At 69.6% G+C, this 26130-nt stretch carries 28 protein-coding genes and 1 pseudogene; 20 read left to right on the forward strand and 9 right to left on the reverse strand.

The window, feature by feature from the left end:
* Window positions 1–101 precede the first annotated feature (101 nt).
* From VK923_00325 to VK923_00335, 3 genes are read left to right on the forward strand one after another with little or no spacing between them, the layout of a single operon-like run.
* The gene (locus VK923_00325) at window positions 102–725 is read left to right on the forward strand and encodes a DUF308 domain-containing protein (protein HSJ43113.1); all 624 of its coding nucleotides are present in this window, start codon (window positions 102–104) and stop codon (window positions 723–725) included.
* A gap of 23 nt (window positions 726–748) precedes the next feature.
* Window positions 749–1726, forward strand: a complete 978-nt coding sequence (locus VK923_00330; protein ID HSJ43114.1) for a DUF389 domain-containing protein — start codon at window positions 749–751, stop codon at window positions 1724–1726.
* Window positions 1723–2367 (forward strand): phosphatase PAP2 family protein, encoded by a 645-nt coding sequence (locus tag VK923_00335; GenBank protein ID HSJ43115.1) that lies wholly within the window; start codon window positions 1723–1725, stop codon window positions 2365–2367. The genes VK923_00330 and VK923_00335 overlap by 4 nt, the downstream gene beginning before the upstream one ends.
* 65 nt (window positions 2368–2432) lie before the next feature.
* Here the strand turns inward: VK923_00335 and VK923_00340 are convergent, their stop codons facing one another.
* From VK923_00340 to VK923_00350, 3 genes are all read right to left on the reverse strand, one after another.
* Entirely contained in the window at window positions 2433–3377 is a 945-nt protein-coding gene (locus VK923_00340) for an NAD-dependent epimerase/dehydratase family protein (protein HSJ43116.1), read from the reverse strand.
* Window positions 3378–3588: 211 nt separating this feature from the next.
* The gene (locus tag VK923_00345) at window positions 3589–4263 is read right to left on the reverse strand and encodes an aldehyde dehydrogenase family protein (GenBank protein HSJ43117.1); all 675 of its coding nucleotides are present in this window, start codon (window positions 4261–4263) and stop codon (window positions 3589–3591) included.
* Window positions 4253–5041 carry an aldehyde dehydrogenase family protein gene (locus VK923_00350; GenBank protein ID HSJ43118.1) on the reverse strand — a complete coding sequence of 263 codons (789 nt, stop codon included), beginning with the start codon at window positions 5039–5041 and terminating at the stop codon, window positions 4253–4255. The genes VK923_00345 and VK923_00350 overlap by 11 nt, the downstream gene beginning before the upstream one ends.
* A 58-nt stretch (window positions 5042–5099) precedes the next feature.
* Between VK923_00350 and VK923_00355 the strand changes: the two genes are divergently transcribed.
* Together VK923_00355 and VK923_00360 are read left to right on the forward strand one after the other, a co-directional pair.
* Complete coding sequence (locus VK923_00355) at window positions 5100–6236, forward strand: amidohydrolase family protein (protein HSJ43119.1); 1137 nt, start codon at window positions 5100–5102, stop codon at window positions 6234–6236.
* Entirely contained in the window at window positions 6233–7165 is a 933-nt protein-coding gene (locus VK923_00360) for a carbon-nitrogen hydrolase family protein (protein HSJ43120.1), read from the forward strand. The genes VK923_00355 and VK923_00360 overlap by 4 nt, the downstream gene beginning before the upstream one ends.
* Here the strand turns inward: VK923_00360 and VK923_00365 are convergent.
* Window positions 7093–8040: a MurR/RpiR family transcriptional regulator gene (locus VK923_00365; GenBank protein HSJ43121.1), complete on the reverse strand. Its 948-nt coding sequence runs from the start codon at window positions 8038–8040 to the stop codon at window positions 7093–7095. The two genes, VK923_00360 and VK923_00365, sit on opposite strands and share 73 nt — an antisense overlap.
* Window positions 8041–8168: 128 nt before the next feature.
* On the opposite strand from VK923_00365, the gene VK923_00370 reads away from it, so the two are divergent.
* The 5 genes and pseudogenes from VK923_00370 to VK923_00390 all read left to right on the forward strand — a co-directional run bounded on the left by VK923_00370 (window position 8169) and on the right by VK923_00390 (window position 11820).
* A complete protein-coding gene (locus tag VK923_00370) occupies window positions 8169–9638 on the forward strand; it encodes a glutamine synthetase family protein (GenBank protein HSJ43122.1) in 1470 nt (489 codons plus the stop codon).
* Between the two features lie 28 nt (window positions 9639–9666).
* A complete protein-coding gene (locus tag VK923_00375) occupies window positions 9667–10401 on the forward strand; it encodes a gamma-glutamyl-gamma-aminobutyrate hydrolase family protein (GenBank protein ID HSJ43123.1) in 735 nt (244 codons plus the stop codon).
* 15 nt (window positions 10402–10416) lie between these two features.
* Window positions 10417–10992: pseudogene (locus tag VK923_00380) on the forward strand (SDR family oxidoreductase).
* Window positions 10993–11146: 154 nt separating this feature from the next.
* Window positions 11147–11218, forward strand: a complete 72-nt coding sequence (locus tag VK923_00385) for a hypothetical protein (GenBank protein HSJ43124.1) — start codon at window positions 11147–11149, stop codon at window positions 11216–11218.
* A gap of 92 nt (window positions 11219–11310) precedes the next feature.
* On the forward strand, window positions 11311–11820 hold the full coding sequence (locus tag VK923_00390) for a pyridoxamine 5'-phosphate oxidase family protein (GenBank protein ID HSJ43125.1): 510 nt from the start codon (window positions 11311–11313) through the stop codon (window positions 11818–11820).
* Between the two features lie 289 nt (window positions 11821–12109).
* Here VK923_00390 and VK923_00395 read toward each other — a convergent pair whose 3' ends face one another.
* Window positions 12110–13099: a cation diffusion facilitator family transporter gene (locus VK923_00395; protein ID HSJ43126.1), complete on the reverse strand. Its 990-nt coding sequence runs from the start codon at window positions 13097–13099 to the stop codon at window positions 12110–12112.
* 194 nt (window positions 13100–13293) lie between these two features.
* Here VK923_00395 and VK923_00400 point away from each other — a divergent pair, with 194 nt between their 5' ends.
* Entirely contained in the window at window positions 13294–14028 is a 735-nt protein-coding gene (locus VK923_00400; GenBank protein HSJ43127.1) for a class I SAM-dependent methyltransferase, read from the forward strand.
* 413 nt (window positions 14029–14441) lie between these two features.
* On the opposite strand, the gene VK923_00405 is transcribed toward VK923_00400, so the two are convergent.
* Both VK923_00405 and VK923_00410 read right to left on the reverse strand, forming a co-directional pair.
* The gene (locus tag VK923_00405; GenBank protein ID HSJ43128.1) at window positions 14442–14765 is read right to left on the reverse strand and encodes an ANTAR domain-containing protein; all 324 of its coding nucleotides are present in this window, start codon (window positions 14763–14765) and stop codon (window positions 14442–14444) included.
* An 81-nt stretch (window positions 14766–14846) separates the two neighbouring features.
* Complete coding sequence (locus VK923_00410; GenBank protein HSJ43129.1) at window positions 14847–15806, reverse strand: bifunctional helix-turn-helix transcriptional regulator/GNAT family N-acetyltransferase; 960 nt, start codon at window positions 15804–15806, stop codon at window positions 14847–14849.
* 178 nt (window positions 15807–15984) lie between these two features.
* On the opposite strand from VK923_00410, the gene VK923_00415 reads away from it, so the two are divergent.
* From VK923_00415 to VK923_00430, 4 genes are all read left to right on the forward strand, one after another.
* Window positions 15985–16821 (forward strand): BBE domain-containing protein, encoded by an 837-nt coding sequence (locus VK923_00415; GenBank protein ID HSJ43130.1) that lies wholly within the window; start codon window positions 15985–15987, stop codon window positions 16819–16821.
* Window positions 16822–16933: 112 nt separating this feature from the next.
* Entirely contained in the window at window positions 16934–17356 is a 423-nt protein-coding gene (locus VK923_00420; protein HSJ43131.1) for a GNAT family N-acetyltransferase, read from the forward strand.
* 20 nt (window positions 17357–17376) lie between these two features.
* Window positions 17377–18525, forward strand: a complete 1149-nt coding sequence (locus tag VK923_00425; GenBank protein ID HSJ43132.1) for an epoxide hydrolase — start codon at window positions 17377–17379, stop codon at window positions 18523–18525.
* Window positions 18526–19247: 722 nt separating this feature from the next.
* Window positions 19248–20354 (forward strand): DUF2855 family protein, encoded by a 1107-nt coding sequence (locus VK923_00430; GenBank protein HSJ43133.1) that lies wholly within the window; start codon window positions 19248–19250, stop codon window positions 20352–20354.
* Between the two features lie 20 nt (window positions 20355–20374).
* Here the strand turns inward: VK923_00430 and VK923_00435 are convergent, their stop codons facing one another.
* Window positions 20375–20716, reverse strand: coding sequence for a VOC family protein (locus VK923_00435; GenBank protein ID HSJ43134.1), 342 nt, complete (start codon window positions 20714–20716; stop codon window positions 20375–20377).
* 182 nt (window positions 20717–20898) lie between these two features.
* On the opposite strand from VK923_00435, the gene VK923_00440 reads away from it, so the two are divergent.
* The gene (locus tag VK923_00440) at window positions 20899–21636 is read left to right on the forward strand and encodes an MBL fold metallo-hydrolase (GenBank protein ID HSJ43135.1); all 738 of its coding nucleotides are present in this window, start codon (window positions 20899–20901) and stop codon (window positions 21634–21636) included.
* A 196-nt stretch (window positions 21637–21832) separates the two neighbouring features.
* Complete coding sequence (locus tag VK923_00445) at window positions 21833–22141, forward strand: hypothetical protein (protein ID HSJ43136.1); 309 nt, start codon at window positions 21833–21835, stop codon at window positions 22139–22141.
* A 193-nt stretch (window positions 22142–22334) separates the two neighbouring features.
* On the opposite strand, the gene VK923_00450 is transcribed toward VK923_00445, so the two are convergent.
* Entirely contained in the window at window positions 22335–23531 is a 1197-nt protein-coding gene (locus VK923_00450) for a helix-turn-helix transcriptional regulator (GenBank protein HSJ43137.1), read from the reverse strand.
* Between the two features lie 216 nt (window positions 23532–23747).
* Here VK923_00450 and VK923_00455 point away from each other — a divergent pair, with 216 nt between their 5' ends.
* Genes VK923_00455 through VK923_00465 form a run of 3 tightly spaced genes read left to right on the forward strand, consistent with a single transcriptional unit; the run spans window position 23748 to window position 25939 of the window.
* Window positions 23748–24578, forward strand: a complete 831-nt coding sequence (locus VK923_00455) for a hypothetical protein (GenBank protein ID HSJ43138.1) — start codon at window positions 23748–23750, stop codon at window positions 24576–24578.
* Window positions 24579–24620: 42 nt separating this feature from the next.
* A complete protein-coding gene (locus VK923_00460) occupies window positions 24621–25433 on the forward strand; it encodes a maleylpyruvate isomerase family mycothiol-dependent enzyme (protein ID HSJ43139.1) in 813 nt (270 codons plus the stop codon).
* A gap of 8 nt (window positions 25434–25441) precedes the next feature.
* A complete protein-coding gene (locus VK923_00465; protein ID HSJ43140.1) occupies window positions 25442–25939 on the forward strand; it encodes a VOC family protein in 498 nt (165 codons plus the stop codon).
* Window positions 25940–26130: the final 191 nt, after the last annotated feature.

The following is a 26130-nucleotide window of genomic DNA, read 5'->3' on the forward strand; positions in this document are numbered from 1 at the left end:
CTGCTGTTCCGGCTCGTGACCTTCTGGCTCCCGATCCTGCCTGGGTGGCTGGCCCTGGTCGGCCTCCAGCGCACCGGTCGGCTCTAGCGGTTGGCTGGGTCATGACGCGTCTTGACCCCGATGGTCAGCCTTCGACACGACCGGGTGGAGGTCCGGGTGACGCCGGCGGCCCGCGTGAGCTCACCCGAAGGCTCGCTGCGTCACCGACCGTGTGGCGCGGTGCGGTCGCAGCGGTCGGTCTGGTCGCGCTGCTGACGGCCCGCACCGGCGTGACCGGGCTGTTCGACGAGATCGTCGGATTGACGATGGTCGCCATCGCCCTCGTGGAGCATGTGCCGCGCTTCTTCGGTGGTCACCGCGTGTCGTGGTGGCGCAGCGCTGTGACCGCACTGACGGGTGCGGTCGTGGTCGCCTGGCCATCGGAGACCGCACAGTCCATCGGGATCTTGGCGGCGGTCGCAATCGCGGCCTACGGCGTCACCAAGTCGGTGCAGGCGTTCAGCTCCGCTGCTCGCGAACGAAGGCAGGACCGACTGGCTCGTGGAACCCTGACGATCGCGCTGGCGATCGTCGTCGCCGTCTTCCCCGAGGCGACCGTGCGCATCGTGATCGTCGGCGCCGGGCTGCTGTGGATCTTCCGAGGGGCCCTCGTGGCCGCCGCGATCGGGCGTGCCGATGCGAGCAGTGTCGGTCCGTCCGACGCCGGGCACCGCGGGCGCGGCTGACCCGTCAGCTCGAGCAGCGCCAGATGAGCCAGGCCGACCGGGACCGGACCGACGCGGCGCTGTTCTTCGACGGCGCCGAGGGTCGCAGACGGCTGTTCCGCTTCGCCATCCTCATGGGACTGTCCGTGGCGATCGCGACCTTCGGGATCGCCGCCGGTTCGACGGCCGTCGTCATCGGTGCGATGCTGATCGCGCCCCTGATGACACCGATCCTCGCGACGGCCTCTGCCGTGCTGCATGGCTGGACCGTCCGCGCGTTGCGGTCTGGCGCCCTCGTCCTGGTTGCGTCGGTGGGAGCCGTTGCGTTCGCCTTCGTGCTGGCAGGGTTCATCCCTGATCTCGCGTCCGTCGTCGCGAACGACGAGGTGAGCTCGCGAACTGCGCCGAACCTCCTCGACCTTGCCATCGCCGTCGCCGCGGGCGCCGCCGGCGCGTTCGCCGTCAACCGCTCCGACGTCTCCGACACGCTTCCGGGCGTGGCGGTGGCGATCGCGCTCGTCCCGCCACTGGCGGTGACCGGCGTGACGCTGTACGCGGGCAACTTCGAACAGGCTGCGGGCGCCGTGCTGCTCTTCGGCACCAACCTGATGGCGATGGTGGCGATGGCCAGCATCGTGTTCGTCCTCACCGGCTACGTCGTGTGGTCCCGGCTCCTGAGCGAACGCACCCGTGTCCGGGCGTCCTATGCCACCGTGGCCGCAGGTGTCGTCCTGCTGCTGATCCCCCTCGGCCTGACGACGAAGCGTGTGGTCGATGACGCGGCCCACCTGCGAGCGTCGCAGCGGGCGGTCAACGCCTGGCTGACCGACGCCCACGACCTCAGCGTGTCAGCGCTCGACGTCGAACCCGGGCGGGTCGCGATCACAGTGCATGGTCCAGGCGCGCCGCCGCCCGCGGAGGCCCTGCACGCGGCGCTGGTCGACGAGCTCGGCAGCGACATCGTCCTGGAGCTGCGCGTCGTGCCGGAGGTGCTGCACGTCGTCGGAGGCGACGGTCCGTGAAGGACGCACCGTCGCCCGTCGCACGCCGCCCCTCCGTCCAGAAGGTAACGGGGGCCGTCGCCGCAGCGACGGTCACAGCGGTCGTGTCGGCGCTCGTTGGCCGGTCGTCGATCTCGGCCGGCGAGGAGCGGGTGTTCCGGCTGCTCAACGATGCGCCCGCCGCGTTCTGGCCGTTGTTGTGGCCGCCGATGCAGCTGGGCAACCTGGCCGCGCCAGCCGCGGTTGGCACCTTCGTTGCCGTCCGAACGCGGCGGTGGCGACCTGTCCTGGCCGTGCTCGGCGCCGGCTATGCGGCGTGGGCTGCGTCGCAAGTGCTCAAGGACCTCGTCCGTCGGGAGCGCCCAGCGGTGCTCCTGGCCGACGTCATGCTGCGCGAACCGGCCGAAGGTCTCGGGTTCGTCTCCGGTCACGCCGCGATCTCAGCAGCGATCGCAGCCGGACTGTGGCCCCAGCTTCCCCCACGAGGACGGTTCGCCGCTTCGGCGGTCGCTGGGCTCGTCGGCATCGGTCGCATCTATTCGGGTGCGCACCTGCCCCTCGATGTCCTGGGCGGGCAGGCGATCGGCGTGCTCACCGGCCTCGGCGTCGCCACCGTCATTGGCGCGCCGGCGACACACATCGGGCCGGCGTCGGAGCGGTGAGCCAGCTTCGACCGTCGACGCCCGGTTCGACGCCTAGTGCCACGCGATGACTTGGTCGGCTGTGCTCAGCGTGTCGCGGAGTGGTTGCGGAACCAGGCGACCGTCTGGCGGACCGCGTCATCGAGTGGCGTGGCGGTCACGCCGAGCCGCTCGGTCGCCTTGTCCCCGTCAACGACGAACGGTTGCGTGAACTCGTAGAGCATCTCGTGCAGCTCGCGGACCGTTGGGTCGAGCACTCCCATCAGCCGCAGGATGAGGGTGGGTGCCACCCGCACCTTCACTGGGGATCCGATCTCGTGGGCGAGCATCGCGATGATCTCGCGGGTGGTCCGTGCGCTGGCATTCGGGACGTGCCAGACCTCACCGACGACGTCGTCGGAGGTACCGAGCGCGACCAGGGTGCGCGCGGCGTCCGGCGCGTATGTGTAGCTGTGGGGTTGGTCCGGGTCGCCGATCACCTGGGCGGGTCTGCCGGCGATCGCGGCGCCGATGACGCGATCACCGAGCGGGCTCTGAGTGGTTGCTCGCGGCCCGAAGTAGTCCGAGGCCCGGGCTGTGGTCACGGCCAGGTCACCCGCGTCGTGCAGCCGGCGCAGCTGGTCGGCCATGGCGGCCCGGACTGCGCCTTTGCGGGTGTGTGCCCGCTGCGGCGTCGTCTCGGTCATCGGTGCGCCGCCCGTGTCGCCGTACATGTAGACGTTCTCGAATGACACGTACCGCGCGCCGGCCGAACGGGCGGCTGCGACGACGGCGTCCTGCAGCGGCGGGAACTGCTCCGCCCACCGGTGGTACGGCGGGTTGAGGCACTGGTACACGACCGTGGCTCCGGCCGTCGCCCTGGTTGTGAACGCGGGATCCGACGCGTCGCCGCCGATCACATCGACGCCGTCGGGCACCGGGGCGTATCCCGAACGGTTGACCGCTCGGGGCGGCAACCCAGCGTGCGCCAACTCGTCGATCAGCGCGAGGCCGATCGCACCGGTCCCGAACACCACGTGCATGTCGACCATGCCTGACCTCCACGGTCACGATAGCGGACCCAGGTGCATCTCAGATTGGACGGAGCGCGTTCGAGTCCGTCGCCGACGCCGGCAGAGCAGGTCCCGTGTCGTGGGCGCTCGGCGCTGGAGATGCGAGACCCGGCCGAGCGCGCTCTGCCGTCGACGATGCGGGTCGCACCCCCGGCTGACCTGCCGCGCGCCGCGGGGATCTACGCGACAATCACAGGTCGCCGCCGAGACGGATCGCGATGTTCTTCACCTGGGTGTAGTTCCGCAGGGCCTCCAGGCCCTTCTCCCGGCCGAACCCGCTCTGCTTGTAGCCACCGAACGGGGTCTCCTCGCCACCAGCGAAGTACTCGTTGATGTAGATCTGTCCGGCCTGCACGCCCATTGCGAGGCGCAGTGCGCGATCGATGTCACGCGTGAAGATGCCCGCCGCCAGGCCGTACGGAACGTTGTTGGCGATCGCGAGCGCCTCCGACTCGCGAGCGAACGGGTGGATCGAGACGACGGGGCCGAAGATCTCCTCCTGCGCCACGCGCGTGTCCGGTGTGACCCGATCGAGGATCGTGGGGGCGACGAAGTAGCCGCGCCCGAGCTCGGCGATCCGGCCGCCACCGATCACGACGCGTGCGCCGTCGTGCCGACCGGTGTCGATGTATCCAAGGACGCGGTCCAGCTGCCGGGCCGATATCAGTGGGCCGACGTCGGGGTCCTGGTGGCCGGGGCCCACCGTCATCGCACGCGTGCGCGCCGTGAGCCGATCGAGCAGCTCGTCTTTCGTCGACCGATCGACGACCACGCGGGAGCTTGCGTTGCAGAACTGCCCGGTGTTGCGGTAGATGCCCTTGACAATCTCGTCCGCCGCGACATCCAGGTCGGCGTCAGCGAGCACGATGCTCGGCGACTTGCCCCCCGAGCTCCAGGACGACGGGACGGATGTGCTCGCTGGCGGCCTGCATGACCAGCCGTCCGGCCGCCACCGAACCGGTGAAGGTGACCGACCCGATCCTGGGATGCCTGGCCAGGTACGCGCCGACCTCGGGACCCGGACCGGGCACGGCGTTGTAGGCGCCGTCGGGAAGGCCGGCCGCCCGTATCAGGTGGCCGAGCCGGACGGCGGTCAGCGGGGTCTCCATCGCCGGCTTGACGACGGCGGTGCAACCACACGCCAGCGCGGGGGCGACGCTGCGCGCGACCATGTTGAGGGGTGCGTTCCACGGAACGATGTGTGCGGTGACACCGACCGGCTCCCGTACCGTGAAGTCGACGTGGTCGGGTCCGAGCGGGATCTGCTCACCGTGGATCTTGTCGGCCGCGCCGGCGTAGTACCGGAAGTATCGGGCGGTCGACGTGATCTCCCGCCGAGCCTGCCACAGCGGTTTGCCGCTGTCGCGCGTCTCGAGCCGCGCAAGGTCGTCCTGCTCGTGCTCGACCGCGAGCGCGAGCGCGGCCAGCAGCTCGACGCGACGCCTGGGCGTCGTCAGTCGCCACGGACCAGTGAGACAGCGCTCGGCCGCGTCGACCGCGCGGTCAACGTCGGCCGCAGCGGCACGGGCCACACGCGCGATCCCGTCCTCGGTGGCGGGGTCGACCGTCGTGAACGTCTCGCGTGACGCGCTCGGTGTCTCCTCGCCGTCGATGTAGAGCCCGACTTGCATCGGTTCGGTCATCGGTTGCACCTTTGTCTCAACAACCGTCCCACGACTGTCCGCCGGGGCCTCGCGGCCGATGATCGACCACCACGCCCACCCGTTCGACCGGAAGCCGGGTCCGTTCGAGCCGACCCGCCTGGCGATCGACCTGGACGACCTCGACGGGGGTCGTCCCACGGCGCCGGTGCGGCCGGACACGGTATGGCGAGCGCTGTTCGTCTCGCGCCTGGCCCGCCGCTTCGGCGTCCCGGTGGGGGAGCTCGCCGCGGCCCGGGCGGAACACGCGGTCGACTACCAGGCACACGTGCGGCGCCTGTTCTCCGACGCCGGCATCGACGTGCTCGTACTCGACCCCGGCTGGCCGCCGGGTTCGGAGCGCCACGCCGACGACTTCGCGCGCCTCTCGGGCTGCACCGTGCACCTGCTGTGGCGGCTCGAGCCCCTCGTCGACGACCTGCTCGAGCAGGGTCGGGGCGTCGGCGAAATCCTCGCTGCGGTCGACGAACATGTCGGGTCCGCGCATGGACGGGGCTTCTGCGGGTTCAAGAGCGTGATCGCCTATCGCAGTGGCCTTGCGATCGACCCTGATGCCACGACCGCCCGGGCCGGGTCGGCGCTGCGCCGGGGTGGACCCTCGGCGTCCAAGCCGTTGCGGGACCTCATGTTCCAGCGGCTGCTCGCGGGGGCCGCCGACACCGGGTTGCCGCTGCAGGTCCACACGGGCTTCGGCGATTCGGATCTGCGTCTGGGCAGCGCCGACCCCACGCTGCTCGAGGACGTGCTGGACACCCCTGCCGGGCGCCACGCACCGATCGTGCTGCTGCACTCCGGCTTCCCCTACCAGGATGTGGCCAGCTACCTGGCGGCTGCCCGATCGAACGTGCACGTCGACGTGTCGCTCGTCAATATCTTCGCGCCGGCGAATCTTCCCGATGGCCTCCGCCGTGTCGTCGGTGTCGCGCCCGTCGACCGTGTGCTGTTCGGCACGGACGCGTACCTGCTGCCGGAGGCGTTCTGGTTCGCTGCCGTGATGCTGCGGGAGGCGTGGCAGGTCGTCCGCGACGGCCTGCTGGCGCAGGGGATGGACGCTGGATGGACAACCGCCGCCGAACATGCGATGTTCGACGGCAACGCCCGTCGCCTGTACCGGCTCGACGGCGACGGGACCCGTCCTCCAGCGTCGCCGGACACGTCGGAGGAGGATCGCGGATGAAGGTGGCGGCAGCGCAGGCACGCCCCGTGTGGCTCGACAGGGCCGCGACGGCCGAACGTGTCGTGACCTGGATGGAGCGGGCAGCCGGCGACGGGGTCCAGCTCGTGGCGTTCCCCGAGACGTTCCTTCCCGGCTACCCCTCATGGGTGTGCCGTACCGATGGGGCGCGCTTCGACGATCCGCAGCAGAAGGCGGCGTACGCGGAGTACCTCGACGCCGCCGTCGAGCTGGACGGGCCGGAGGTGGCGCGGATCACCGAAGCCGTCCGGGACCTTGGCGTGATCGCCTACCTCGGGGTCGCCGAGCGTGGGACGGGGACCGGGCGCGGCACGGTCTTCTGCACGCTCCTGGCGATCGACCCGCATGCATGGGTCATCGGTCGACACCGCAAGCTCGTTCCGACGCACGACGAGCGGCTCGTGTGGGGCTGGGGTGACGGGCATGGCCTCCGCGTGCACCACCTGGGCGGCTGGGGGATCGGTGGGCTGATCTGCTGGGAGAACTGGATGCCTCAGGCACGGCACGCGCTGTACGCCGATGGCGAGGAGCTGCACATCTCCGTGTGGCCCGGCTCGGTCGCTCTCACCAGCGACGTCACGCGCTTCGTCGCTCGGGAGGGACGGGTCTGGCACCTCGCCGTCGGCGGACTGCTCGACGGTGAGGACGTTCCGGGCGACTTCACGTTCGCCGACCAGCTCGCACCATTGGGTGTCGTCCACGACGGCGGGTCGGCGATCGCCGCTCCGACCGGTGCGTGGGTCGTCGAGCCGGTGCACGGTCGCGAGGGCCTGATCACGGCCGACATCGACCACGCGCTCATGGACGGCGAGCGGCAGAACTTCGATCCGGCCGGCCATTACGCCCGGCCGGACGTCTTCGACGTGCGGGTCGACCGTCGACGCCGCGAGGCCGCGACGTTCGTGGAGTGACCGTCGTCGGCGGGGCCGACGACATCGTTGCGCAGCCCGTCGAGCTGCTGAATGCGTTGACGCCCGGGCTCCCCGATCCGTTCGACCAGTGCCGCGACGAGGACCTCAATGAGGGCGATGCTGCCGACGATGGAGTCGAACGGTGACCCGGTCTCCGTCTCCGCCGTGATGACGTGGGAGCTGACCTCGACGATCGGTGACAGCCAACGGTCCGTGACCAGGACGACGGACGCGCCGTTGCGCGCGGCGCCCTGCGCGAGCGTGATGACGTCGTCCTGGTAGCGGCGGTAGTCGAACGCGACCAGGACGTCGCGGTCGCTGATCTCCAGGACGTGGGCGGACAACGGGAGTGGGTCCGCGGTGAGCAGCCGAGATGACGACCGCAGCTGGTGCAGGCGCGTGTACAGGTAGCGGGCGCAGACATGGCTCACGCGACCGCCGACACAGAGCACGCGACGGCGGGCGTCGGACAGCAGCTCTGCGATCGTGTCCAGCTCGGTGGCCGGTGTGGTGATGAAGGTCTCCCGCAGCGCCTGCGAGAGCTCCTCCAGCGCGGCGCGCTGCACGTTGTCGATGCTGGCGTGACGGGCTTCGGAGGGGTAGCGCACCGACGGCGAGCTCACCTGCTGCTGCACCTCGCGGTGCAACGCCCGCTGGAAGGCACGGTACCCGTCGAATCCGAGGCTGGTGACGAAGCGCGTGACGGTCGGCCAGCTGACGCCGGCGCGGTCGGCCAGCTCTGCGACCGTCTCCAGTCCGGCGATCGGGTAGGCGGCGAGCAGCACCCGGGCAACCCTGCGCTCGGCCGGCGTCAGTTCACCCAGCCGGTGGTGGACCTGCTGTCGGATCGTGCGGCCGTGGAAGTCGTCGCCCATCGCGTGTGGTTCTCCTCGGTGAAAAGGATGTTACAGCTCGGCGGGCTCGTCCCGTCAGATGAAACGGACTTGACGGAGACTCCGTGCGTGCATACGTTCGCCTCGTCGCTGCGCCCGGAGGATCGCTGATGCCACGTCTCGAAGACCTCAGCGTCGGCAAGGTCGGCTTCATCGAGCAGCATGGCCTGTGGAGTGACGAGCAGCTCGAAGCCGCCGAGCGCCTCCGGGCGCGGATCGAGGAGCTCGGCCTGCGCATGATCCGCGTGGGCTGGGGTGATCAGCACGGCATCGTCCGTGGCAAGACGCTCACGGTGCACGACTTCTTCAACGCGCTGCGCGACGGCATCGACTTCCAGACCGCCACGTTGTTCATGGACACCGCGAACAACCTGTTCACCGGCATGTTCTCGGCAGGTGGCGGGCTGGACATGGAGGAACTGGCTGGCGGCCCGGACTCCATCCTCGTCCCCGACCCACGCACCTTTCGCGCGCTGCCATGGGTCCCGCACACCGGCTGGGTGCTGGCGGACATGTACTTCCAGAGCGGCGAGCCGGTGCCGTTCGACACGCGAAACCTGCTCAGACAGGTCCTGGCCGGGCTCGCAGACGACGGCTACGAGTACGTCGGTGGGCTCGAGGTCGAGTTCTACATCACCCGCCTCGAGGATCCGATGCTGCGGCCCGAGCAGTCCGGGTGGCCGCCGGATCCACCGACGGTGTCGGCGCTCGCGCACGGCTTCCAGTACCTGACCGAGAGCCGCAACGACGAGATCGACGACATCCTGCAGGTCCTGCACGACAACCTCATGGCCATCGACCTCCCGCTGCGAACGATGGAGGACGAATGGGGGCCGGGCCAGTGCGAGTTCACGTTCGACCCGGCCCTCGGGCTGGACGCCGCTGACAACATGCTGCTGTTCCGCACCGCCACGAAGCAGATCTGCCGTCGACGTGGGTATCACGCCACCTTCATGACACGCCCCGCGCTGCCGAACTTCTTCTCGAGCGGCTGGCATCTGCACCAGTCCCTGCGGACCATCGACGGCCACGACAACGCCTTCACCAACCGCGACGACGACGCGCCGATCTCGTCGACGGGACGTCACTTCGTCGGCGGACTGCTCGAACACGCTCACCCGTCCTCGGTGTTCACGACCCCGACCATCAACGGGTACAAGCGGTTCCGACCGTACTCGTTCGCGCCCGATCGCGTCACATGGGCGCTGGAGGACAGGGCGGCGTTCATCCGTGTGATCGGTGGTCCGGCAGACGACACGACGCATGTCGAGAACCGTGCCGGGGAGCCGTGCGCCAACCCGTACCTGTACGTGGGCTCACAGATCGTCGCAGGCATGGACGGAATCCGGAACGAGACCGATCCCGGACCGCTCGAGGACGTGCCGTACGAGTCCCAGCGCCCCAAGCTCCCGGCCAGCCTCATGGATGCGGTCGATGCGCTGAACGGGTCGAAGCTGTTCAGAGACCGGCTTGGCGACCGCTTCGTCGACTACGTCGTGGGACTCAAGCAGAGCGAGATCGGACGCTTCCTCGAGCACGTCACTGACTGGGAGCATCGAGAGTATTTCGAGATCTTCTGAGCAGGCCCGCGGAAGCGATCGTCGTGTGATGCCGGTCGTCGGGATATCAGCGACATCGGGGGACGTCGATGGTCAGTTCGGCACGCTCTCAACGGCGATGGTGTCGGAGCTCTACATCGAGGCGGTGGACCGTGCTGGCGGTGCGTCCGTGCTGCTGCCGGCCCGAGACCCGACGACGATCCCCGCGCTGCTCGACCGGCTGGACGCGGTGATCCTGACAGGAGGCGGGGACCTGCAGCCCATCCTGCACCGCAGGGCGGAGCACCAGTCGCTGTACGGCATCGCGGCCGAACGCGATCTGTTCGACGTCCACCTGGCGGCCACTGCGCGCGATCGCCGGGTTCCGATGCTCGCCATCTGCCGTGGCATGCAGGTGGTCAACGTGGCGCTGGGTGGCGACCTCATCGTCGACATCCCGTCGGAGGTCGGCACGCAGGTGGAGCACCGCATTGCAGGGCCGGGAGTGGTGGCCGGTCACCCGATCAGGCTGGAACAGTCGTCAGTACTGGCCGCGTTGCTCGGCACCGCACGGATCGACGTCAACTCCTCCCATCACCAGGCGATCCGCACCCTCGGACGGGGGCTGATCCCGGTGGCGTGGGCGGACGACGGCGTCGTGGAAGCCGTCGAGGCCGTCGATGCGGCGTGGCCATGCATGGGTGTGCAGTGGCATCCCGAGTACCACTCGCCCGACAACGCCGCGGCGCGACGCCCGTTCGAGGCACTCGTCGACGCGGCGCGCCACAGGACGCTGGCTCGATGAACGAGAGGAGCACGCATGCTGGGCGACCTCACGGATCGAAGGGCGCTCGTCACCGGCGCCGGCGCCGGCATCGGCGCCGGCATCGCCCGGATCCTGGCTGCGCAGGGCGCACTGGTCGCCGTCACCGATCGCGAGCGCAAGTGGGCCGACGAGGTGGTGACCGAGATGGTCCCCAACCGTGCCGTGGCGGTGCACCTGGACGTCACGGACCCGGCGTCGGTCCGTGACGCGGTGCGCGCGATCCAGCGACGGTGGGGCGGCATCGACGTCCTCGTGAACAACGCCGGGGTGTCGGCCGATCCGGAGCGGATCCAGGGCGTTGATCGCGAGGTCGACTGGGACCGCACGTTCGCGGTGAACGTGCGAGGCACCGTGCGCTGCTGCGAGGCATGCCTGCCGGGGATGCGGCGACGACGCTACGGCAAGATCGTCAACGTCGCATCGATCGCGGCGCACGGCCAGCGACGCACCGGCGGCGCCTACGCCACGTCGAAGGCGGCCGTGCTGCGGTACACGACGGGCCTGGCCATGCAGGTGGCCGCTGATCACGTCAACGTGAACGCGGTGTGCCCGGGTGCGGTGTGGACCGACTTCCAGCGGCGTGACATGGCTGCGACGCGTCAGCGGGCCCCCGCACCCGACGACATGACTCTGGAGGCGTTCTTCGAGGCCCACTACGCCCCGGTCATCCCGCTCGGACGGTTCGCAGACCCCGGAGGAGGTGGGGAAGGCCGTGGCGTTCCTCGTGTCGGACGACGCCAGCAGCATCACCGGCCAGTGCCTGCACGTCGACGGCGGAGCAGTGGTGACCGATTGAGCAGAAGGAGTGACAGCGCCATGAGTGGCCAACAGGGCGAGAACGGCGGCAGTTGGCGCGGCGACAGGTTCGGAGCCATGACCGCAGAGGAGATGGATGAGTTCCTGAGGGGTCCGTGGCTGGCACGGCTCGCTTGCCTCAAACCGGACGGCTGGCCCTATGTCGTGCCCTGCTGGTACCACTGGGACGGCGTGGGCTTCTGGGTCGTGCCCCGGGTGGGGTCGGCGTGGGCCCACTACATGGCACTGGATCCGCGGGTCTCGCTGGTCGTGGACGAACCCGACCCCCCGATCCGCAAGGTCCAGTGCGAGGGCATGGCGGTGGTGATCGAGGCCGGCGTCGGGCCGTACCTCGACACAGGAGAGCCATCGATCTGGAACAAGATCGGCGAGCGGTACACAGGTCCCCGGTACCTCGGCGAGGAGCGCTCGAAGGAGTACCGCGGATCGGTCAACGTGGAGCCGTGCTGGACCTTCAAGATCGTGCCCCGCAAGCTCACGACCTGGCAGGGCTTCGCCTGGGCCGAGCGCTACCTGCATCCCGAGCTCTATCCCGACGAGGAGTCGGGGAAGCCACGCGTCGAACCCCGCTATCCGGCGTGAGCGCCGGGGTGGTCGACCGGAGCGCCCGGCGTCTCCTGCGCCGGCCGTCAGCTCGGGGTCTGCGCCTGGTCACGTGGAATCGGGTGGAGAACCGCCGCCCGCACACGCTGCGGTGGCGACCGTCGGGGCGGTTGGGCAACTGCCACTCGTTGCACCGGAGCGACACGGTGGAGCATGGACCGCGCCGTCGGACAGGCGCTGTTCCCCGTTGCGCTGGTCGTGCTGCTGTTCGCCCTCTGAGCCACGCCGATCGGGTGAACTGACCCGACGCCGTGGTGACCGGAGTCACTCAATGCCGGTCCGTTGGTCGGAAGTGCGGTGCGGTCTCGGTGTGCGCGTCGTCGTCGTGGTGGGGGTCGAGATGGATGTCGATCTCGTGGATGGCGTGCAGCTCGTGGACGAGCCGGTGACGGACGGTCTCACCGATTCGGTGGGCGTGGCGCAGTGGCAGGTCGCCGTCCACGTCGGCGTGCAGCTGGACCAGCAGGCTGCGGCCCACCCGGCGCGCACGGACGTCGTGGACACCCTCGACGCCTGGTGTCGTCGCGGCGATGTCATGGATTCGCTGCACAACGCCCGGCTCAACCGCGTCGAGGTTGCGCGCGAGCACGTCGCGACCGGTGCGGACGAGGACCCCCACGATCACCACGGTGATCGCCACGCCGGCGAGGGGGTCGGCAATCGGCGCGCCGAGCCAGGCACCGAGCAGGCCGGCGGCCGCGCCGAGCGACACGAGCCCGTCGACCCTGGCATGCTGACCGTCAGCGGCCAGCGGGACCGAGTCGATGCGCCGCCCGACGCGGATCTTGTAGATCGCAACGGCCTCGTTGCCCACGGCCCCGGCCAGCGCCGCTGAGAACGCAGCCGGGATGTTGCGTACGACGTGATCGGCTGCGAACAGGGCCGACAGCGAGTCCCAGCCCGCCAGGACCGCCGACACCGCGATGGCGACGACGATGACGAGGCCGGCCAGGTCCTCCGCGCGACGCCACCCGTACGTGAACCGTTCGGTCGCTGGTCGGCGCGACAGCCTGAACCCGACCCACAACGCAGCGGTCCCTGCGACGTCACCGACGTTGTGCAACGCGTCGGCGAACAGCCCGGCTGATCCGCTGATGGCGACGATCCCGAGCTGAACGGCGGCTGTGATGCCGAGTCCGGTGACGGAGACCCAGATGGCGCGGACGGCGGCCCGATGGGTGAGCAGCTGGTCGTCGAGCACGCTGTGACTGTGACCGTGATCGTCAGCGTGCGACCGACCGCGGTCATGCCCCGGCATGTGCAGCTCCCTGCCAGCATCGAGTGTTGTCGTTGCGCACAGCATGCAGTATTCAGGAGCGAGCCGCGCCGGGAGTGTGCCCTCGGTCGGTCAGCGGTGCGAGGTCTACCCCGGCGCCGTGCTGGCCATGGGATGCTGGCACGTTCTGCGTCGTTGCGCGGACTGGCTACCTGTGACCTCACGAAGAAGCCACCATGACCAGGGCGCGCGCTTTCGTCGTTGCGCTCGCGGCGACCGCTGCGGTTGGCGCCGTTGCTCGCCACTTTGGCGGCGCGGGCAGCGGCCACCATGTGCCTGGCGGGATCCTGATCGGCGACGCTCGCGCCTACGACTCCGTGACCCGGCTCGTGCTCGGGTCGTTCCACCGACGCATCGCCGCCGACATCGCGGCCGGAGCCCCGTCCGGCGCCCGGGTGCTCGAGGTGGGTTGTGGACCCGGGCACCTGTCGATCCGGCTCGCCCGCCGGTACGGCCTCGAGGTCACCGGTGTCGACCTGGATCCCGCAATGATCGAGCGGGCCCGCGCCAACTGCCACCGAGCAGGCGCCGCCGACCTGGCCACCTTCCGGGTCGGCGACGTCGCGGCGATGCCCTTCAACGACGAGTCAGTGGATCTGGTCGTCAGCACACTCTCGATGCACCACTGGGCCGACCCGGCTGCCGCCATGGCCGAGGTCGGCCGCGTCCTCCGCCCCGGCGGACGTGCCCTCATCTGGGACTTCCGGCCAGGAGCGCACCCGTTCGCCCCCACCGGTCGAAGCCCTGCGGCATCTCCTCACGCAGCCGCCACCGAGCCTCTCGAGCTCGCCGCTGGCTCGCAGCTTCGTGTCCGTGACGTCACGCCGTGGCCCTGGCCGTGGACGTTCCGACTCACCGAGCGGATCGAGTTCGTCCGCGACGAGCCATCCGCCGTGGCTCCGGATGCCTGACTGACCAGAATGCGTCGCGCGCCACGGGCGACGAACACCATCGATAGGGCCCGATGCGAGAGCGCCCCGACGGCGGACCCGACGTCACCACCTGGGTCTCGCGCGCTGTGTCCCGCTCACCACCGGGCCAGTCGTCACATGCGGCGATCCGGGCGACGACGACCGTGATGGACAGACGTCCTTCACGGGGCCCGCCTCTCCGTCGCGCGCTCCCTCCGCGGGTCGCGCCCTCGAAGATCACCGGGTCCGGGCGCGTTGCGCGCCAGCCGTCGGAAGGCTCCCGAAAGCGGCTGGCTGTTCAACCGCGACCTGATCGTCATACAGCCGATCACCGAGGCTGTCAGCACACCCGAACGCGAAGTCCCGCCGTGTGAATCGCGCAGGAGACGGCCGTGTCCGAGCCAGACGCGTGGCTACGACGATGCACAGGTCGATCCACAGAGTGCCCCCGGCGACCGCACTGCCGTCTCGTCGATGCTCATGTCATGGCCACGGGCGTACCGGCGCAGCCGCTCGAGGGCGGCCGTGACCGGGATGCCGAGCTGAGCCGCAGTCATGCCGGTGGCCCGCTCGAGCAGACGCGGCGCGCCGTCGCCGTACGACAACTGGTCGACCACCGCATCGACACCCACTCCCGCCTGGGCGTGCATCAGAAGATCGGCAGCGATGACGGCGAACAGCGCACCGCTTCGGAGCTGACTCGGGGCCAGGGCGCCGGCGACGTCGAGGGTCGGCAAACACCGGAAACCTCGCACTCGTGAGATCGGAGCCAACGAGGTCATCGACTTTCTACAGGACGAACTTGACCGAGCGGGGGCTCACAGGTCGCGGGACCAGTGCTGTCCGACGAGGTCGTGGCCGAAGCTGTGGTGCGGTTCCTCGTCGACGAGCGTGAAGCCGGCGGCTTCGTAGATGCGTCGAGCCGCGACCAGAACGTCGTTGGTCCATAGGGTGACCGTCGTGTATCCCGCGTGGGTCGCAAAGCGGAGGCACTCGTCGACCAGTCGTGAGCCGATCCCCAGGCCGCGCGCGGTGGGCTCGACGAGCAGGATCCGCAGCTGCGCGGTCTGCTCGTCCTTGGCGACGCAGAACACGCACCCGACACGCTCGCCGTCGACCTCGGCGATCCACGCGCGCTCGCGGGTCGGGTTTTGCGCGGCGACGTAGTCCGCCACGATCTGGGCCACGAGCCCTTCGAAGGTCTCGTCCCAGCCGTACTCGGCGGCGTAGAGCGCTCCATGACGGGCGACGATCCAACCGTAGTCGCCAGGCTCCGGGGATCGCAGCACCACGGCCCGTGGGATGCGGCGGTCGTCGTCGCCCAGGATGGCGCGGATTGTCTCCATCGACGCGATCAGCCGCCGCTGATCGGCATCGGGGATGTCGGCCAGGAGCTGAGCGACCTGTGCCGAGGAGCGACCGTCGAGCGTGGAGTACACCTCGTGTCCCCGCGCGGTCAACGCAAGGACCTGTCGCCGCAAATCGATGTCCGAGCGATGACGGCTGACAAGCCCGTCGGCTTCGAAGCGGGCGACGATCCGGCTCAGGTAGCCCGGATCGATGCGCAGGTCGCGGCGCAGATCGGCCATGTCGGTCGCATCTCGCTGGGCCAGTTCGAAGATCACGTGCGCCTCGGTCACCGAGTACGGCGTGTCGAGCAGGCCTTCCTCCAGCACCTCGAACACGGTCGTGTAGAAGCGCGTGAACCGCCGCACACCTGCGACGCGCTCCGCGTCGATGATCGTTGGCAGCCCACTGGACATCTGTGTGTCAGTCACCCTATTCTCTGACTCAGTCAACTGTAGCGGACTCAATTCGTTCACGGCCACGAACCCGGTCCGCCGGCGGGTGAGGGCTGGTGGGCAACCCGGTGCATGGCTGCGCGGCCGAGACGACGCCCGCCGCGGCGGCGACGAGTGCGAGGCACCCGGCCCGCCGCGGTTCAGGACGGCGACGGTGACGAAGCCGTCGAACAGCGAGATCAGCGTGAAGCCGACACGATCGAGGAACCGCTGGGACGCCCGCTCCGAGGGATCGGGCCGCAGTGAGTGCGACGAGAACCGCGACGCGGAGCTGTTCTCGGCGTCGCGTGGGGCTGGTGGCGGCCAGTTCGGGATCGTCACGTCACTGCTGTTCGCGACCGTCTCGGCGCTCGCGGTGACCACCTTCCACCTGCGGTGGGGTGCTGCCCATGCGGCAGCAGTGGTCGCAGCGTGGCAGGACTGGGCGCCGGTCGGACCCGAGGAGCTCGCCGCGAGCCTGCTGATCACCGCGACCGGTGAGGTCGAGGCCTCACGCAGCGGCGGCGGTAGGCGACGTGGCAACCGTCCTCTCGAGGCTCACGTGTTGGGCGCCATGCTGGCCGGTGGGCCCGCCGCCGCTGGGGAGTTGGACGGCCTGATCGCTCGCGTCGGCGTGGACCCGGAGGCGGACACAGGGGAAGCACGCGTGCTGGACCTCTCGCCATGGGGCTGCGTACAACCGTGTCCCCCCGACGCCACCGCGTTCACGCACCGCGATGAGCTGTTCCCTGCTCAAGCACTCGGTGATGATCGACGCTGCCGTGACGGGCGACGAACCGAGGCGGCACGCCGGTGGCGGTCCCGCTCGTCGGCGTCGGTTCGGCCGTGGGAGTCCGGTGGCGCGTACCCCAACGTCCCGACCCGGACTCACCGACTGGCAGCGTGCGTACCACGGCGACAACACGAGCGGTTGCAGCACGTCAAGGCCCGCTACGACCCGGCCGAGTTGTTCCACGTTCTGCAGTCGATTGCGCATCCCGGGCGGGAGTGAGACCGATGCGGCGTGATCGGCAGGGGTTCGGGCGGCGATCGTGTGAGCGACGGGGAGTGAGCGGGATGTCGAGTCGACAGCGGGCGCCTGATCGCGGCATGGACGACCACGCGTGGGTGTACGACGATGCCGAGGTGGACTGGGACGAGCTGTCCGAGCTGTATCGGATCGCTCCGTCGGCGACAAGCCTCCCGAGCACCTGCGTACGGTGTTCTCCAACAGCATGTTCACGTGCTTCGTGTACCGCGGCAGTCGTCTGATCGGGGCGGGACGGATCCTGGCGGACGGCCTCGACCGCGCATACCTCGCCGATGTCGCCGTCCACCCGGACCACCAGGGACGCGGTCTCGGCAGCGCCCTGATCACCGAGTTGGTCAGGCTCGCGGGAGACCACACGAAGATCGTCATGTACGCCAACCCCGGCACGGAGGGTGTGTACGCGAAGCTGGGCTTCCTGCCGATGAACACGGCGATGGCGATCTGGCGCGACCGCGACCGCGCGATCGCGACCGGTCTGCTCCGCGAGCCGGACTGAATGGGCAGAGGCGAGAACTCGTGCGCATCGAGCCGTTCACCATCGACGTCTCCGATGAGGTGCTGAGGGATCTGCGTGCCCGGATCCGTCGAACCAGGTGGCCCGAGCCGGCGCCGTCGGACGCGTGGGAGCAGGGGACCGATCTCGACTATCTGCAGGCACTCCTCGCGTACTGGGCGGACGGGTTCGACTGGCGTGCGCAGGAACGCCGGCTCAATGACTTCGAGCACCATTGCGGGGACATCGACGGCGTGCTGATCCACTTCATCCACGCGCGTGCGCCAGGGGCTACCGGGCTCCCGCTGGTGCTGACGCACGGATGGCCCAGCACCTTCGTCGAGATGTTGCCACTCGTACCACTGCTCACGGAACCGCACAGCCACGGCATCGACGCGCCCCCGTTCGACGTGGTCGTGCCCTCGTTGCCCGGCTACGGGTTCTCCCGTCGTCCGCGCCGGACCGGTGTCACGACCCGTGATACCGCGGAGCTGTGGCATCGGCTCATGTCCGGCCTCGGCTACGACCGGTACGGAGCGCACGGTACCGACTTCGGTGCCGGGGTGACCACCTTCCTCGCGCTCGACCATCCGGACGCCGTCGTCGGGATCCATCTGTCGAACCTGGAGAATGCGCCGTACCTCGGCGCGGGGACGCCGCCGCTGTCGGACGAGGAGCGGGAGTGGCTCACGCAGGCGCGCGAGTGGGACGAACGCGAGGGGGGCTACAAGGCGATCCAGTCGACACGGCCGCAGACGCTGGGCTACGGATTGAACGACTCGCCGGCCGGTCTCGCCGCGTGGGTCGTCGAGAAGTGGCGGTCGTGGTCCGACTCGGACGGTGACCTCGACGCGACGTTGTCCCGGGACGTGCTCCTCACGACGCTGACGATCTTCTGGGCGACCCAGACGATCACGTCGTCCATGCGCGACTACGTCGACAACCGGGCGGGTGGGTACGAGCTCGGACCCGGGGAGCGCGTCGATGTTCCCACGGGCATCGCCGTGTTCGCCCATCACCACGTGCCGGATCCGCCGCCGCCGCTGGCGTGGGCCGAGCGTCTCTACCGCGTGGCGCGCTGGAGCCCGATGCCGGCCGGTGGTCACTTCGCGGCGACCGAACAGCCCGCGCTGCTCGCGCGCGACATCGCGGCCTTCTTCAGGCGGTTGTGACACCCCTGCGGCGGGTCACCCGCGCCGCGCTTCGCGGCGACGTCAGGCAACATCCGAGCCGACCGGTGCCTGTCGTGGCGACGATCACTCCACGGTCAGCCTAGGCAAGGAGGGTCCGGCCGAGCGCGAAACCGGTGATGCTGCAGACGAGGGTGACCGCGAGGTGATTGCCGGGCTGCGCCGAGGAGCGCAGCGGCGGCGGCCAGGAGCACCGGAGCGGTTGCCGGTTGGTCGCTGCCGACCAGAGCGAGTATGGCCAGGCTGGCGAACAGAGGGGCCGGGAGAGCGTCGAGGACGTCGGCGACGCGCCCGCGAGGTGTCGGGAGCAGCGCCATCGCCAGGACACGGGACCCGACTGCCACCAGTGTCAGCGCCCCAAGCAGCAGCCCGCGTTCGCCCGCGCGTGCAAACGCGTCACGGGCCACGCGCCCGGCACGATCAAGCACGCGCAGGCGGCGGCGGATCGTGACGGACGCGTTGGCGATCGAGGGCCGTGACCGTCTCGCGTGATCATCGCGGCTCGGGGCGCTACCGCGGCCGTGAGGGGTCTCACGGCGCGTGACCACGTGCGCGTCGCCACGGACGGCGGCCTCGGGGGCCCGGGGGAGCTGCCCACGCCGGAACCGTCCGTGCACGTTCGGGGGGCCCAGCGCATCGTCATTCGACCTGCCCGCGTCGTTCGAGCCCTGGACGGTGACCCGCACGTCGGCGAAGGTTCAGGCGTGCTGACATCCGCGGACCCTGAACCCACGGCGCATGAGATCGCGTTCGAGGTCGATCGAAGCGACCTCGAACGGTGTCGTGTCGTCCGGTCGGCGTTGCCGTCGATCGGCGACGGACAGGTGGTGGTGACTGTCGAACGCTTCGCGTTCACCACCAACAACCTCACGTACGCCGTGCTCGGTGACGAGCTCGGCTACTGGCGACTGTTCCCCTCGGCACCAGGGTGGGGTCGGATCCCGGTGTGGGGGCACGGTGTGGTCACGCAGTCGAGGCACGCACAGATCGCCGTCGACGCCCGCATCTACGGGCTGCTACAGATGTCGACCCACGTCGTCATGGCTCCAGGGGACCTGCGACACGGGTGGTTCCGGGACACCTCGCCCCACCGCGCGGACCTGTCACCCGTCTACAACGCCTACCAGGTCGTGCCCCCGGCGTGGGATGCCGACCGTCGCGATCGCCAGGCGCTTCTGGCGCCGGTCTTCATGCTGTCGTTCCTGCTTGATGCGCTGCTGGCCGAACGGCATGAGTTCAGCGCAGAGCGGGTGCTCGTCACGAGCGCGTCATCCAAGGCGGCACTCGGCCTGGCCCACCTGCTGCAGCGCCGCGGCGTGCCCGTCACCGGGCTGACCTCGACCGGCAGCGTGGGGTTCGTCGACGGCCTGAGCGTCTTCGGGGCCGTTGTCAGCTATGACGACGTCGACGACCTCGATGACCGCACAACCACGATCGTCGACATCGCGGGCAACCAGGCGCTCGCGAACGCGCTCTCCGACGCCCTCGGCGACCGGCTGCAACAGCGCGTCAGTGCGGGGTTCACGCATCGCACCGACGCGCAGCACGGCACCGGGGATCACGGCCTCGCCACGCTGTTCTTCGCCCCCGATGAGGTGATCGCGCGAACGCGGCAGTGGGGGCGCGGCGAGTTCCAGAACCGCTTCGCAGCCGCGTTCGACGGCTTCGCCAGGTGGACGACCGGGTGGCTGCGCCTCGTGCGTGCGGGCGGACCCGCCGCCGTCGAAGCCGTCTACCACCGCATGCGGCGCGGGCAGGTGACGCCCACCGATGGTGTCATCCTGTCGCTGCATCCGACCATGCCGACCTGACCGCCGACGCTCCTCCTCATTCAGTCCTGGAGGAGCCCGATGACGTTGCCATCGTCGTCCGTGACGGTTGCGATCAGCCTGCCGCCCCCGACGTCCGCGATGTCCCGCTGGACAACGGCGCCCGCCTCGACCAGCGCCTTGACGCTGCCGCTGATGTCGTCGACGTGCCAGTAGCCGATCGGTCCGGTCATGCCGCTGGCATGGCCGTTGGGATCCAGGCCGAGCTGCTGGCCATCGACGTCGAAGCCGACGTAGTAGGGCTCGTCGGTGGACGGCCGCACGCCCAGCAGTTCGCCGTACACCGCCTTGGCCTTCGCGAGGTCGCTGACAGGAACGATGAAGGTGTTCAGGCCTCGGGTCATCGCAGGACTCCTTGCTTCGGTCGTCACATCGAATGAGCGGTTCACTCACCGATATGACGGATGTCGGCGGAACGATGTGACAGCGCGGCGGGTCGGTCCCATCGTGGACACTGCTGGCCGCGGATCTCGCGGGATGCGAGGCGGTGGACACCCGTGCACGCCCCGGCCGCCACGCTGAGAGGATGAACCGTCTGAGGCTCGCACCGTCCCTGCACCGCATCGGCTCCGATCTCGTGAACAGCTACGTCGTCGAGGACGGCGGCGGGATCACGATCATCGACGCAGGTCTGCCCGGCCACTGGACCGAGCTGACTGCGAAGCTCGCGCACATGGGTCGGTCGCTCGACGACATCCGCGGCGTCGTGCTGACCCATGGCGACACCGACCACATCGGCTTCGCGGAGCGGCTCCGTCGGGAGCACGGCGTACCCGTCCACGTGCACGAGCTCGACGCGGCGCGGGCCCGTGGTGAGGTCAAGCAGTCCGGCGTCGCCTGGAGACCACTGAGGATCCGCCCACTGGTGGAGTTCCTGTGGTACGGCGCGCGACGAGGTGGGCTGCGGATACGTCCTGTCACCGAGGTCGTGACCTTCACCGACGGCGTGACGCTTGATCTGCCTGGTGCCCCGCGCATCATCCAGGTGCCGGGGCACACCCCCGGCAGCGTGGCGATCGCCGCGCCGGCCGTGGATGCGCTGTTCGTGGGCGATGCGATGACCACGAGGCACGTGCTGACCGGCGAGCGCGGCCCTCGGCCGGCTCCCTTCACGCTCGAGCCGGCCACGGCGCTGGCGTCGCTGGCCGCGCTGGAGGCTGCGCAAGCGACGTGGGTGCTGCCCGGGCACGGCCCGCCATGGCGCGGCGGCGTCGCCGAGGCGATCCGGCTGGTCCGCCAGGCGGCTGCAGGGCCCTGTCGCTAGGCTCCCGAGCTCTCGGCCTGGATCATCGGCCGTCGCGGCGGTCGGTTGCCGATGATGACGCCGGTATTGGCCGTCCCGGTGGTGACGGGGCCGATTCTTCTGCCGCCGCTGTCGAACGGGAGTCCCGTCGTTCGACCACACCGTGAGCGGTGCGCACCCGGCGCGCCGACACCATGACGACGGCAAGGAACTGACGATGCCGAAGTACCACCTCACCTACACCGGTGGCGGGCCGATGTCCGACACCGAGGAGGAGACCGCTGCCACGATGAAGGCCTGGGAGGACTGGTTCACGGAACTGGGCAGCGCCGTTGCCGACCGTGGCCACCCCTTGGGGGCCCGACAGACCGTCGCGCCGAACGGGAGGGTCGGCGACGGCGGCGAGGTCGATGGCTACACGCTGATCACCGCGGACGAGCTGTCCGCCGCGATCGAGAAGGCCAAGGGCTGCCCGGTGCTGGCTGACGGTGGGACGGTCGAAGTGGGCGAGTGCCTCGAGATGTAGTCGCACCCGTTCGCACGCGCGATGTCAGACGTAGGCCAGTGCCGGACGAGCGCAGCGACGACCTCGTTGACGGCGGCTACGGCGGCTCCGGGCATCGGCACGCGGCTCGACCGCCAGCGTGTCGCGTGCCCGGGTCCGCCGTCGGCCGACGGCTTGTGATGGACTTCGTGCGCACTGACGCGACGGTCTCGTCTCACAGGTCCGGGACGTCCGCGTGATGCTCCGCGGCGACTGCACCGACCGCAGACGCCCGCTCCAGCGCATCACTCGGGTCGATGTCGGCCAGCATGCCCGTGTCCATCCTCAGGTGCTCGAAGTAGTGGTCAGCGAAGACCCGCGCCACGAGCTCGGTCCGGCTGCGGACACCGACCTTGGTGAACAGCGCCTTGACGTGGTCACGTACCGTGTGGCGCGAGATGCCGAGCTCTCTGGCCATCTCGGCCGTCGTGAATCCGCGCGCGATGAACTGCAGCACCTCCTGTTCCCTCGCGGTGATTCGGTAGGCGAGGGCGATGAGCGGCGCGAGATCGGGAGCGCGCGCCGGAGTGATGACGACCGCGACCGCGCCGTTGAGTGCGTCGGTTCCATCGATGCAGGCGGCGTGCAGGTGCAACCACACGCCCGCGGTCGTCCGGACCCGCACGCGAGGCGGATCGCTGGTGACCCCTGCTCTGGCTGCGCGGGCGCGGCCGGCCACGAGATAGATCGGCTCCGGCACCGGACGCATCCCCGTGGCGCTGCCGCGCACGAGCTCCGTCATCCAGTGGTCCGCCGCCGGGGTGATCGCGCGGACGTCGCCGTCCTCGTCGAGCAGGATCAGCGCCGGTCCGACGAGTCCGGATCTCGCAGGGCTCGTCGCAACGAAGGTGCCGCGCAGGCCCTCCGCGATCGTCGATGACGCGGCGAGGAGGAGGTCCCGCTCCACGTCGGTGAACAGGTCGCCGTCCGACCGCGCGAGCTGGGCGATCCCCCAGCAGGAACCGTCGCGCGCGGTGAAGCTGACGCGCAGCTCGTCACCGAGGCCCAGCGGACGGTACAGGTTTGCGTACCTGCGACTACGGGTCAGGTCACCGTCTGTCGCTGCGCTGAGGGTCGCAGCGTTGATCTTGCGGCGCGCAAGATCAACGAACTTGTTGTAGTCGGTCTCGAGCAGTTCGTTGTCCCAGAAGTGCCTGCACAACGCGGGTGGAAGCGCGTCCACGACGCCGTCGGTCGGCAGCACGGTCGTCGGGTCCGTGCGAAGCAGCAGGAACCCGTCACAGGGAATGGCCGTGCGCAGCCGATCGGCCAACCCGCGCAGCATCGACGGGCTGTCGATGTCACGGCCGCACAGCCTGTCGACGCTGGCCTCCAGCCGTGCAGCGCTCATGACGTATGCCGACGACGTCATCGTGTCGTCCACTTCTTCAGGTACCGGCGGTCCCCGGTCCCGCGGTGCCAGGCCACAGGTCCGTCCGGGATCGGCTCGGCCGCTCTGAGCTCCGGAACACCTCTGCCGGAGCACTTCTCAATCTACGCCCTCCCGCAAGGGGACAACTCCCTCATTTGCGGGATGGACGATCGCCACGGCAGCTGGGACCTTCGTTCAAGAAGGGACGCTGACCGCATGAAGCTCAGGATCATCGCCGCGCTGCTCCTGTTGGTCCCGGCCTGCTCCGGTGCCGACGATACCCCTGCCGGAGGCGAAGGCGCTGCGAGCGGGGCAGCGGCCGAAGCGACGGAGTCGGAGGCTGCAGTAGCCGCAGAGGATGCGGAGGGAACGTTCACGATCGTCTCCGGCGCTGCTGCTGACGAGGGCGACACCGACATCGGTGTGTTCGACTTCTACCCGTCCGAAGTGCAGGCGCGCCCCGGCGAGACCCTGCGGTTCGAGAACGGCAGCGGTGCGATCCCGGTTCCTCACACCGTGACGCTCGGGACCGGCGCGGACGTCGGCACGCAGATTCCGCCGCCGGTCGCAGAGGGGCAGGTGCCAGCCGTGTGGGGGACCTGCGTGTCCGAGGGTCCACTCGCACCTGACGACGCCGACTGCCCCAACGGCAACGCCGGCTACCCGCCCGAAGGTGACACGGTCGGCATGGAGCCCTTCGCCGACCAGGGCTTCTACAACAGCGGGATCTTCGAGCCCGGGCAGACCGTGGTCGTGCCGATCGCGGACGACGCGGCCCCGGGCATGTACTCGTTTGTCTGCTACCTGCATCCGGCGACGATGGAGATGACGGTCGAGGTCGTCGCCGAGGGTGAGACGGTCCAGACGCAGAGCGACCTGGATGCCACGGCGCAGGAGGCCATCGAGGCCGACCCAGCGATCTCTGGTGTCTTCGGCGGCCCACCGTTCCCGTCGACGACGTACGCGCTGCGGTTCCCCCAGCCCGGAAGGTACGCGTACTTGTGTCCGATCGACCCAGGCATGGCCGGAGTCGTGAATGTCGAGTGACGTCTGCCGGCTGACGATGTCACCCCAGAGAGAGGAACGACGATGAGCTGGAACTTCATGGACGCCGCGAGCCGGGACACCATCGACCGCGTGTGGCGGCGTGAAGCCGACGGCATGTTCGCACTGGCATCCGACCCCGGCATGTGGGAGGCACCGACGGGAGCGGGCCACTGGCAGGTGCGGGACGTGATCGGGCACCTCGTCGACACCACCGAGGCGTACTTCCGTTCGTTCGACGCCGCCCGCGGACGCGCCGAGCCGTGGGACCCGCTCGGCGTCCGCGACATGGCCAAGTACGTCGACGAAGGCGCACGCGCGTTCCGTGGCACCCCGCAGGACGAGCTCCTCGGCCGACTGCGCGATGACCTGGACCGCATGCTGTCCGTCGCCGGCGAGCTCACCGACGACGAGTGGGCCGGCCTGTCCGTGCCACACAAGTACATGGGCCCGCTGCCAGCCTGCTTCTACCCGATCTTCCAGGTCGTGGACTACACCGTCCATTCGTGGGACATCCGCGAGGGCACGGGGAGCGCCCACGGGATCGACGGCGACGCCGCCGATCTGCTCGTCCCGCTGTGCTTCATCCTGTGGCAGTCGACATGTGACCTGACCGGCACCGACCCGTTCACGCTCGGCATCCGGATCACCAGCGGCCACAACGGCGGCGATACCCGCGCGATCGTCGGAGGCGACGCGATCGCGTTCGAGCCGGGCAGCATCGACGACCTCGCCGACAGCATCGAGTTCGATCCGGCCAGCTTCGTGCTGACGGCCTACGGTCGTGTCAACGCCGGGACGTACCGGGGCGACCGCGAGGTGCTCGACCGCTTCTGCAACCTGTTCTTCCGGATCTAGGAGCCACGATGACCGACGGTGGGATCGACCTCGACCAGATCGAGGCCCTGCGGCAGCGCATCCGTGACACCTTCCTCGCCGACGAGCGCGAAGCCAGCGGCGCGCGCGGCATCCACCACGTCGCCCTGCTCTCGTCGGACGTGGAGCGCACCGTCCGCTTCTATCAGGACCTGTTGGGATTCCCACTGACGGAGATCTTCGAGAACCGCGACTACAAGGGCTCCAACCACTTCTTCTTCGACGTCGGCAACGGCAACCTGCTCGCCTTCTTCGACTTTCCAGGCCTCGATCTGGGACCCTACGCCGAGGTGCTCGGCGGGCTGCACCACATCGCGATCTCGGTCACGCCCGAGCAGTGGGAGCAGCAGAAGGCGCGTCTCGACGAGGCCGGCGTCGACTACCAGCTGGAGAGCGGCACGTCGATGTACTTCCGCGATCCCGACGGCGCCCGCGTCGAGCTCATCGCGGACCCGCTGGGCGAGATGTACGGCACGGTCGTGAGCTGACCGGCCGCGAGCTGCCCTCGGCGCCGACGACCTTCGAGGGCGGGGACGCCGGAGCGGTCCCGCCTACCCCGCCGGCGACGACGACGATCTTGCCACATGCCGCCGCGTTCGAGCACCCGATGGGCGCGGCTGCCGTCGGTCAGCGGGATGCGCTCCGCCACGATCGGCGAGAGCGTGCCTGCAGCCGCAGG

Source organism: Euzebyales bacterium, from assembly GCA_035461305.1.
Taxonomy (GTDB): Bacteria; Actinomycetota; Nitriliruptoria; order Euzebyales; family JAHELV01; genus JAHELV01.

What these genes read in the sequence shown, in the direction of transcription:
- VK923_00435 (HSJ43134.1), bottom strand. Translation starts at nt 20,716, where the DNA reads ATGACCCGAGGCCTGAACACCTTCATCGTTCCTGTCAGCGACCTCGCG.
- VK923_00455 (HSJ43138.1), top strand. Translation starts at nt 23,748, where the DNA reads ATGAAGCTCAGGATCATCGCCGCGCTGCTCCTGTTGGTCCCGGCCTGC.
- VK923_00390 (HSJ43125.1), top strand. Translation starts at nt 11,311, where the DNA reads ATGGATGAGTTCCTGAGGGGTCCGTGGCTGGCACGGCTCGCTTGCCTC.
- VK923_00360 (HSJ43120.1), top strand. Translation starts at nt 6,233, where the DNA reads ATGAAGGTGGCGGCAGCGCAGGCACGCCCCGTGTGGCTCGACAGGGCC.
- VK923_00450 (HSJ43137.1), bottom strand. Translation starts at nt 23,531, where the DNA reads ATGACGTCGTCGGCATACGTCATGAGCGCTGCACGGCTGGAGGCCAGC.
- VK923_00330 (HSJ43114.1), top strand. Translation starts at nt 749, where the DNA reads ATGAGCCAGGCCGACCGGGACCGGACCGACGCGGCGCTGTTCTTCGAC.
- VK923_00400 (HSJ43127.1), top strand. Translation starts at nt 13,294, where the DNA reads ATGACCAGGGCGCGCGCTTTCGTCGTTGCGCTCGCGGCGACCGCTGCG.
- VK923_00355 (HSJ43119.1), top strand. Translation starts at nt 5,100, where the DNA reads ATGATCGACCACCACGCCCACCCGTTCGACCGGAAGCCGGGTCCGTTC.
- VK923_00375 (HSJ43123.1), top strand. Translation starts at nt 9,667, where the DNA reads ATGCCGGTCGTCGGGATATCAGCGACATCGGGGGACGTCGATGGTCAG.
- VK923_00465 (HSJ43140.1), top strand. Translation starts at nt 25,442, where the DNA reads ATGACCGACGGTGGGATCGACCTCGACCAGATCGAGGCCCTGCGGCAG.
- VK923_00365 (HSJ43121.1), bottom strand. Translation starts at nt 8,040, where the DNA reads ATGGGCGACGACTTCCACGGCCGCACGATCCGACAGCAGGTCCACCAC.
- VK923_00350 (HSJ43118.1), bottom strand. Translation starts at nt 5,041, where the DNA reads ATGACCGAACCGATGCAAGTCGGGCTCTACATCGACGGCGAGGAGACA.
- VK923_00325 (HSJ43113.1), top strand. Translation starts at nt 102, where the DNA reads ATGACGCGTCTTGACCCCGATGGTCAGCCTTCGACACGACCGGGTGGA.
- VK923_00440 (HSJ43135.1), top strand. Translation starts at nt 20,899, where the DNA reads ATGAACCGTCTGAGGCTCGCACCGTCCCTGCACCGCATCGGCTCCGAT.
- VK923_00340 (HSJ43116.1), bottom strand. Translation starts at nt 3,377, where the DNA reads ATGGTCGACATGCACGTGGTGTTCGGGACCGGTGCGATCGGCCTCGCG.
- VK923_00395 (HSJ43126.1), bottom strand. Translation starts at nt 13,099, where the DNA reads ATGCCGGGGCATGACCGCGGTCGGTCGCACGCTGACGATCACGGTCAC.
- VK923_00370 (HSJ43122.1), top strand. Translation starts at nt 8,169, where the DNA reads ATGCCACGTCTCGAAGACCTCAGCGTCGGCAAGGTCGGCTTCATCGAG.
- VK923_00460 (HSJ43139.1), top strand. Translation starts at nt 24,621, where the DNA reads ATGAGCTGGAACTTCATGGACGCCGCGAGCCGGGACACCATCGACCGC.
- VK923_00445 (HSJ43136.1), top strand. Translation starts at nt 21,833, where the DNA reads ATGCCGAAGTACCACCTCACCTACACCGGTGGCGGGCCGATGTCCGAC.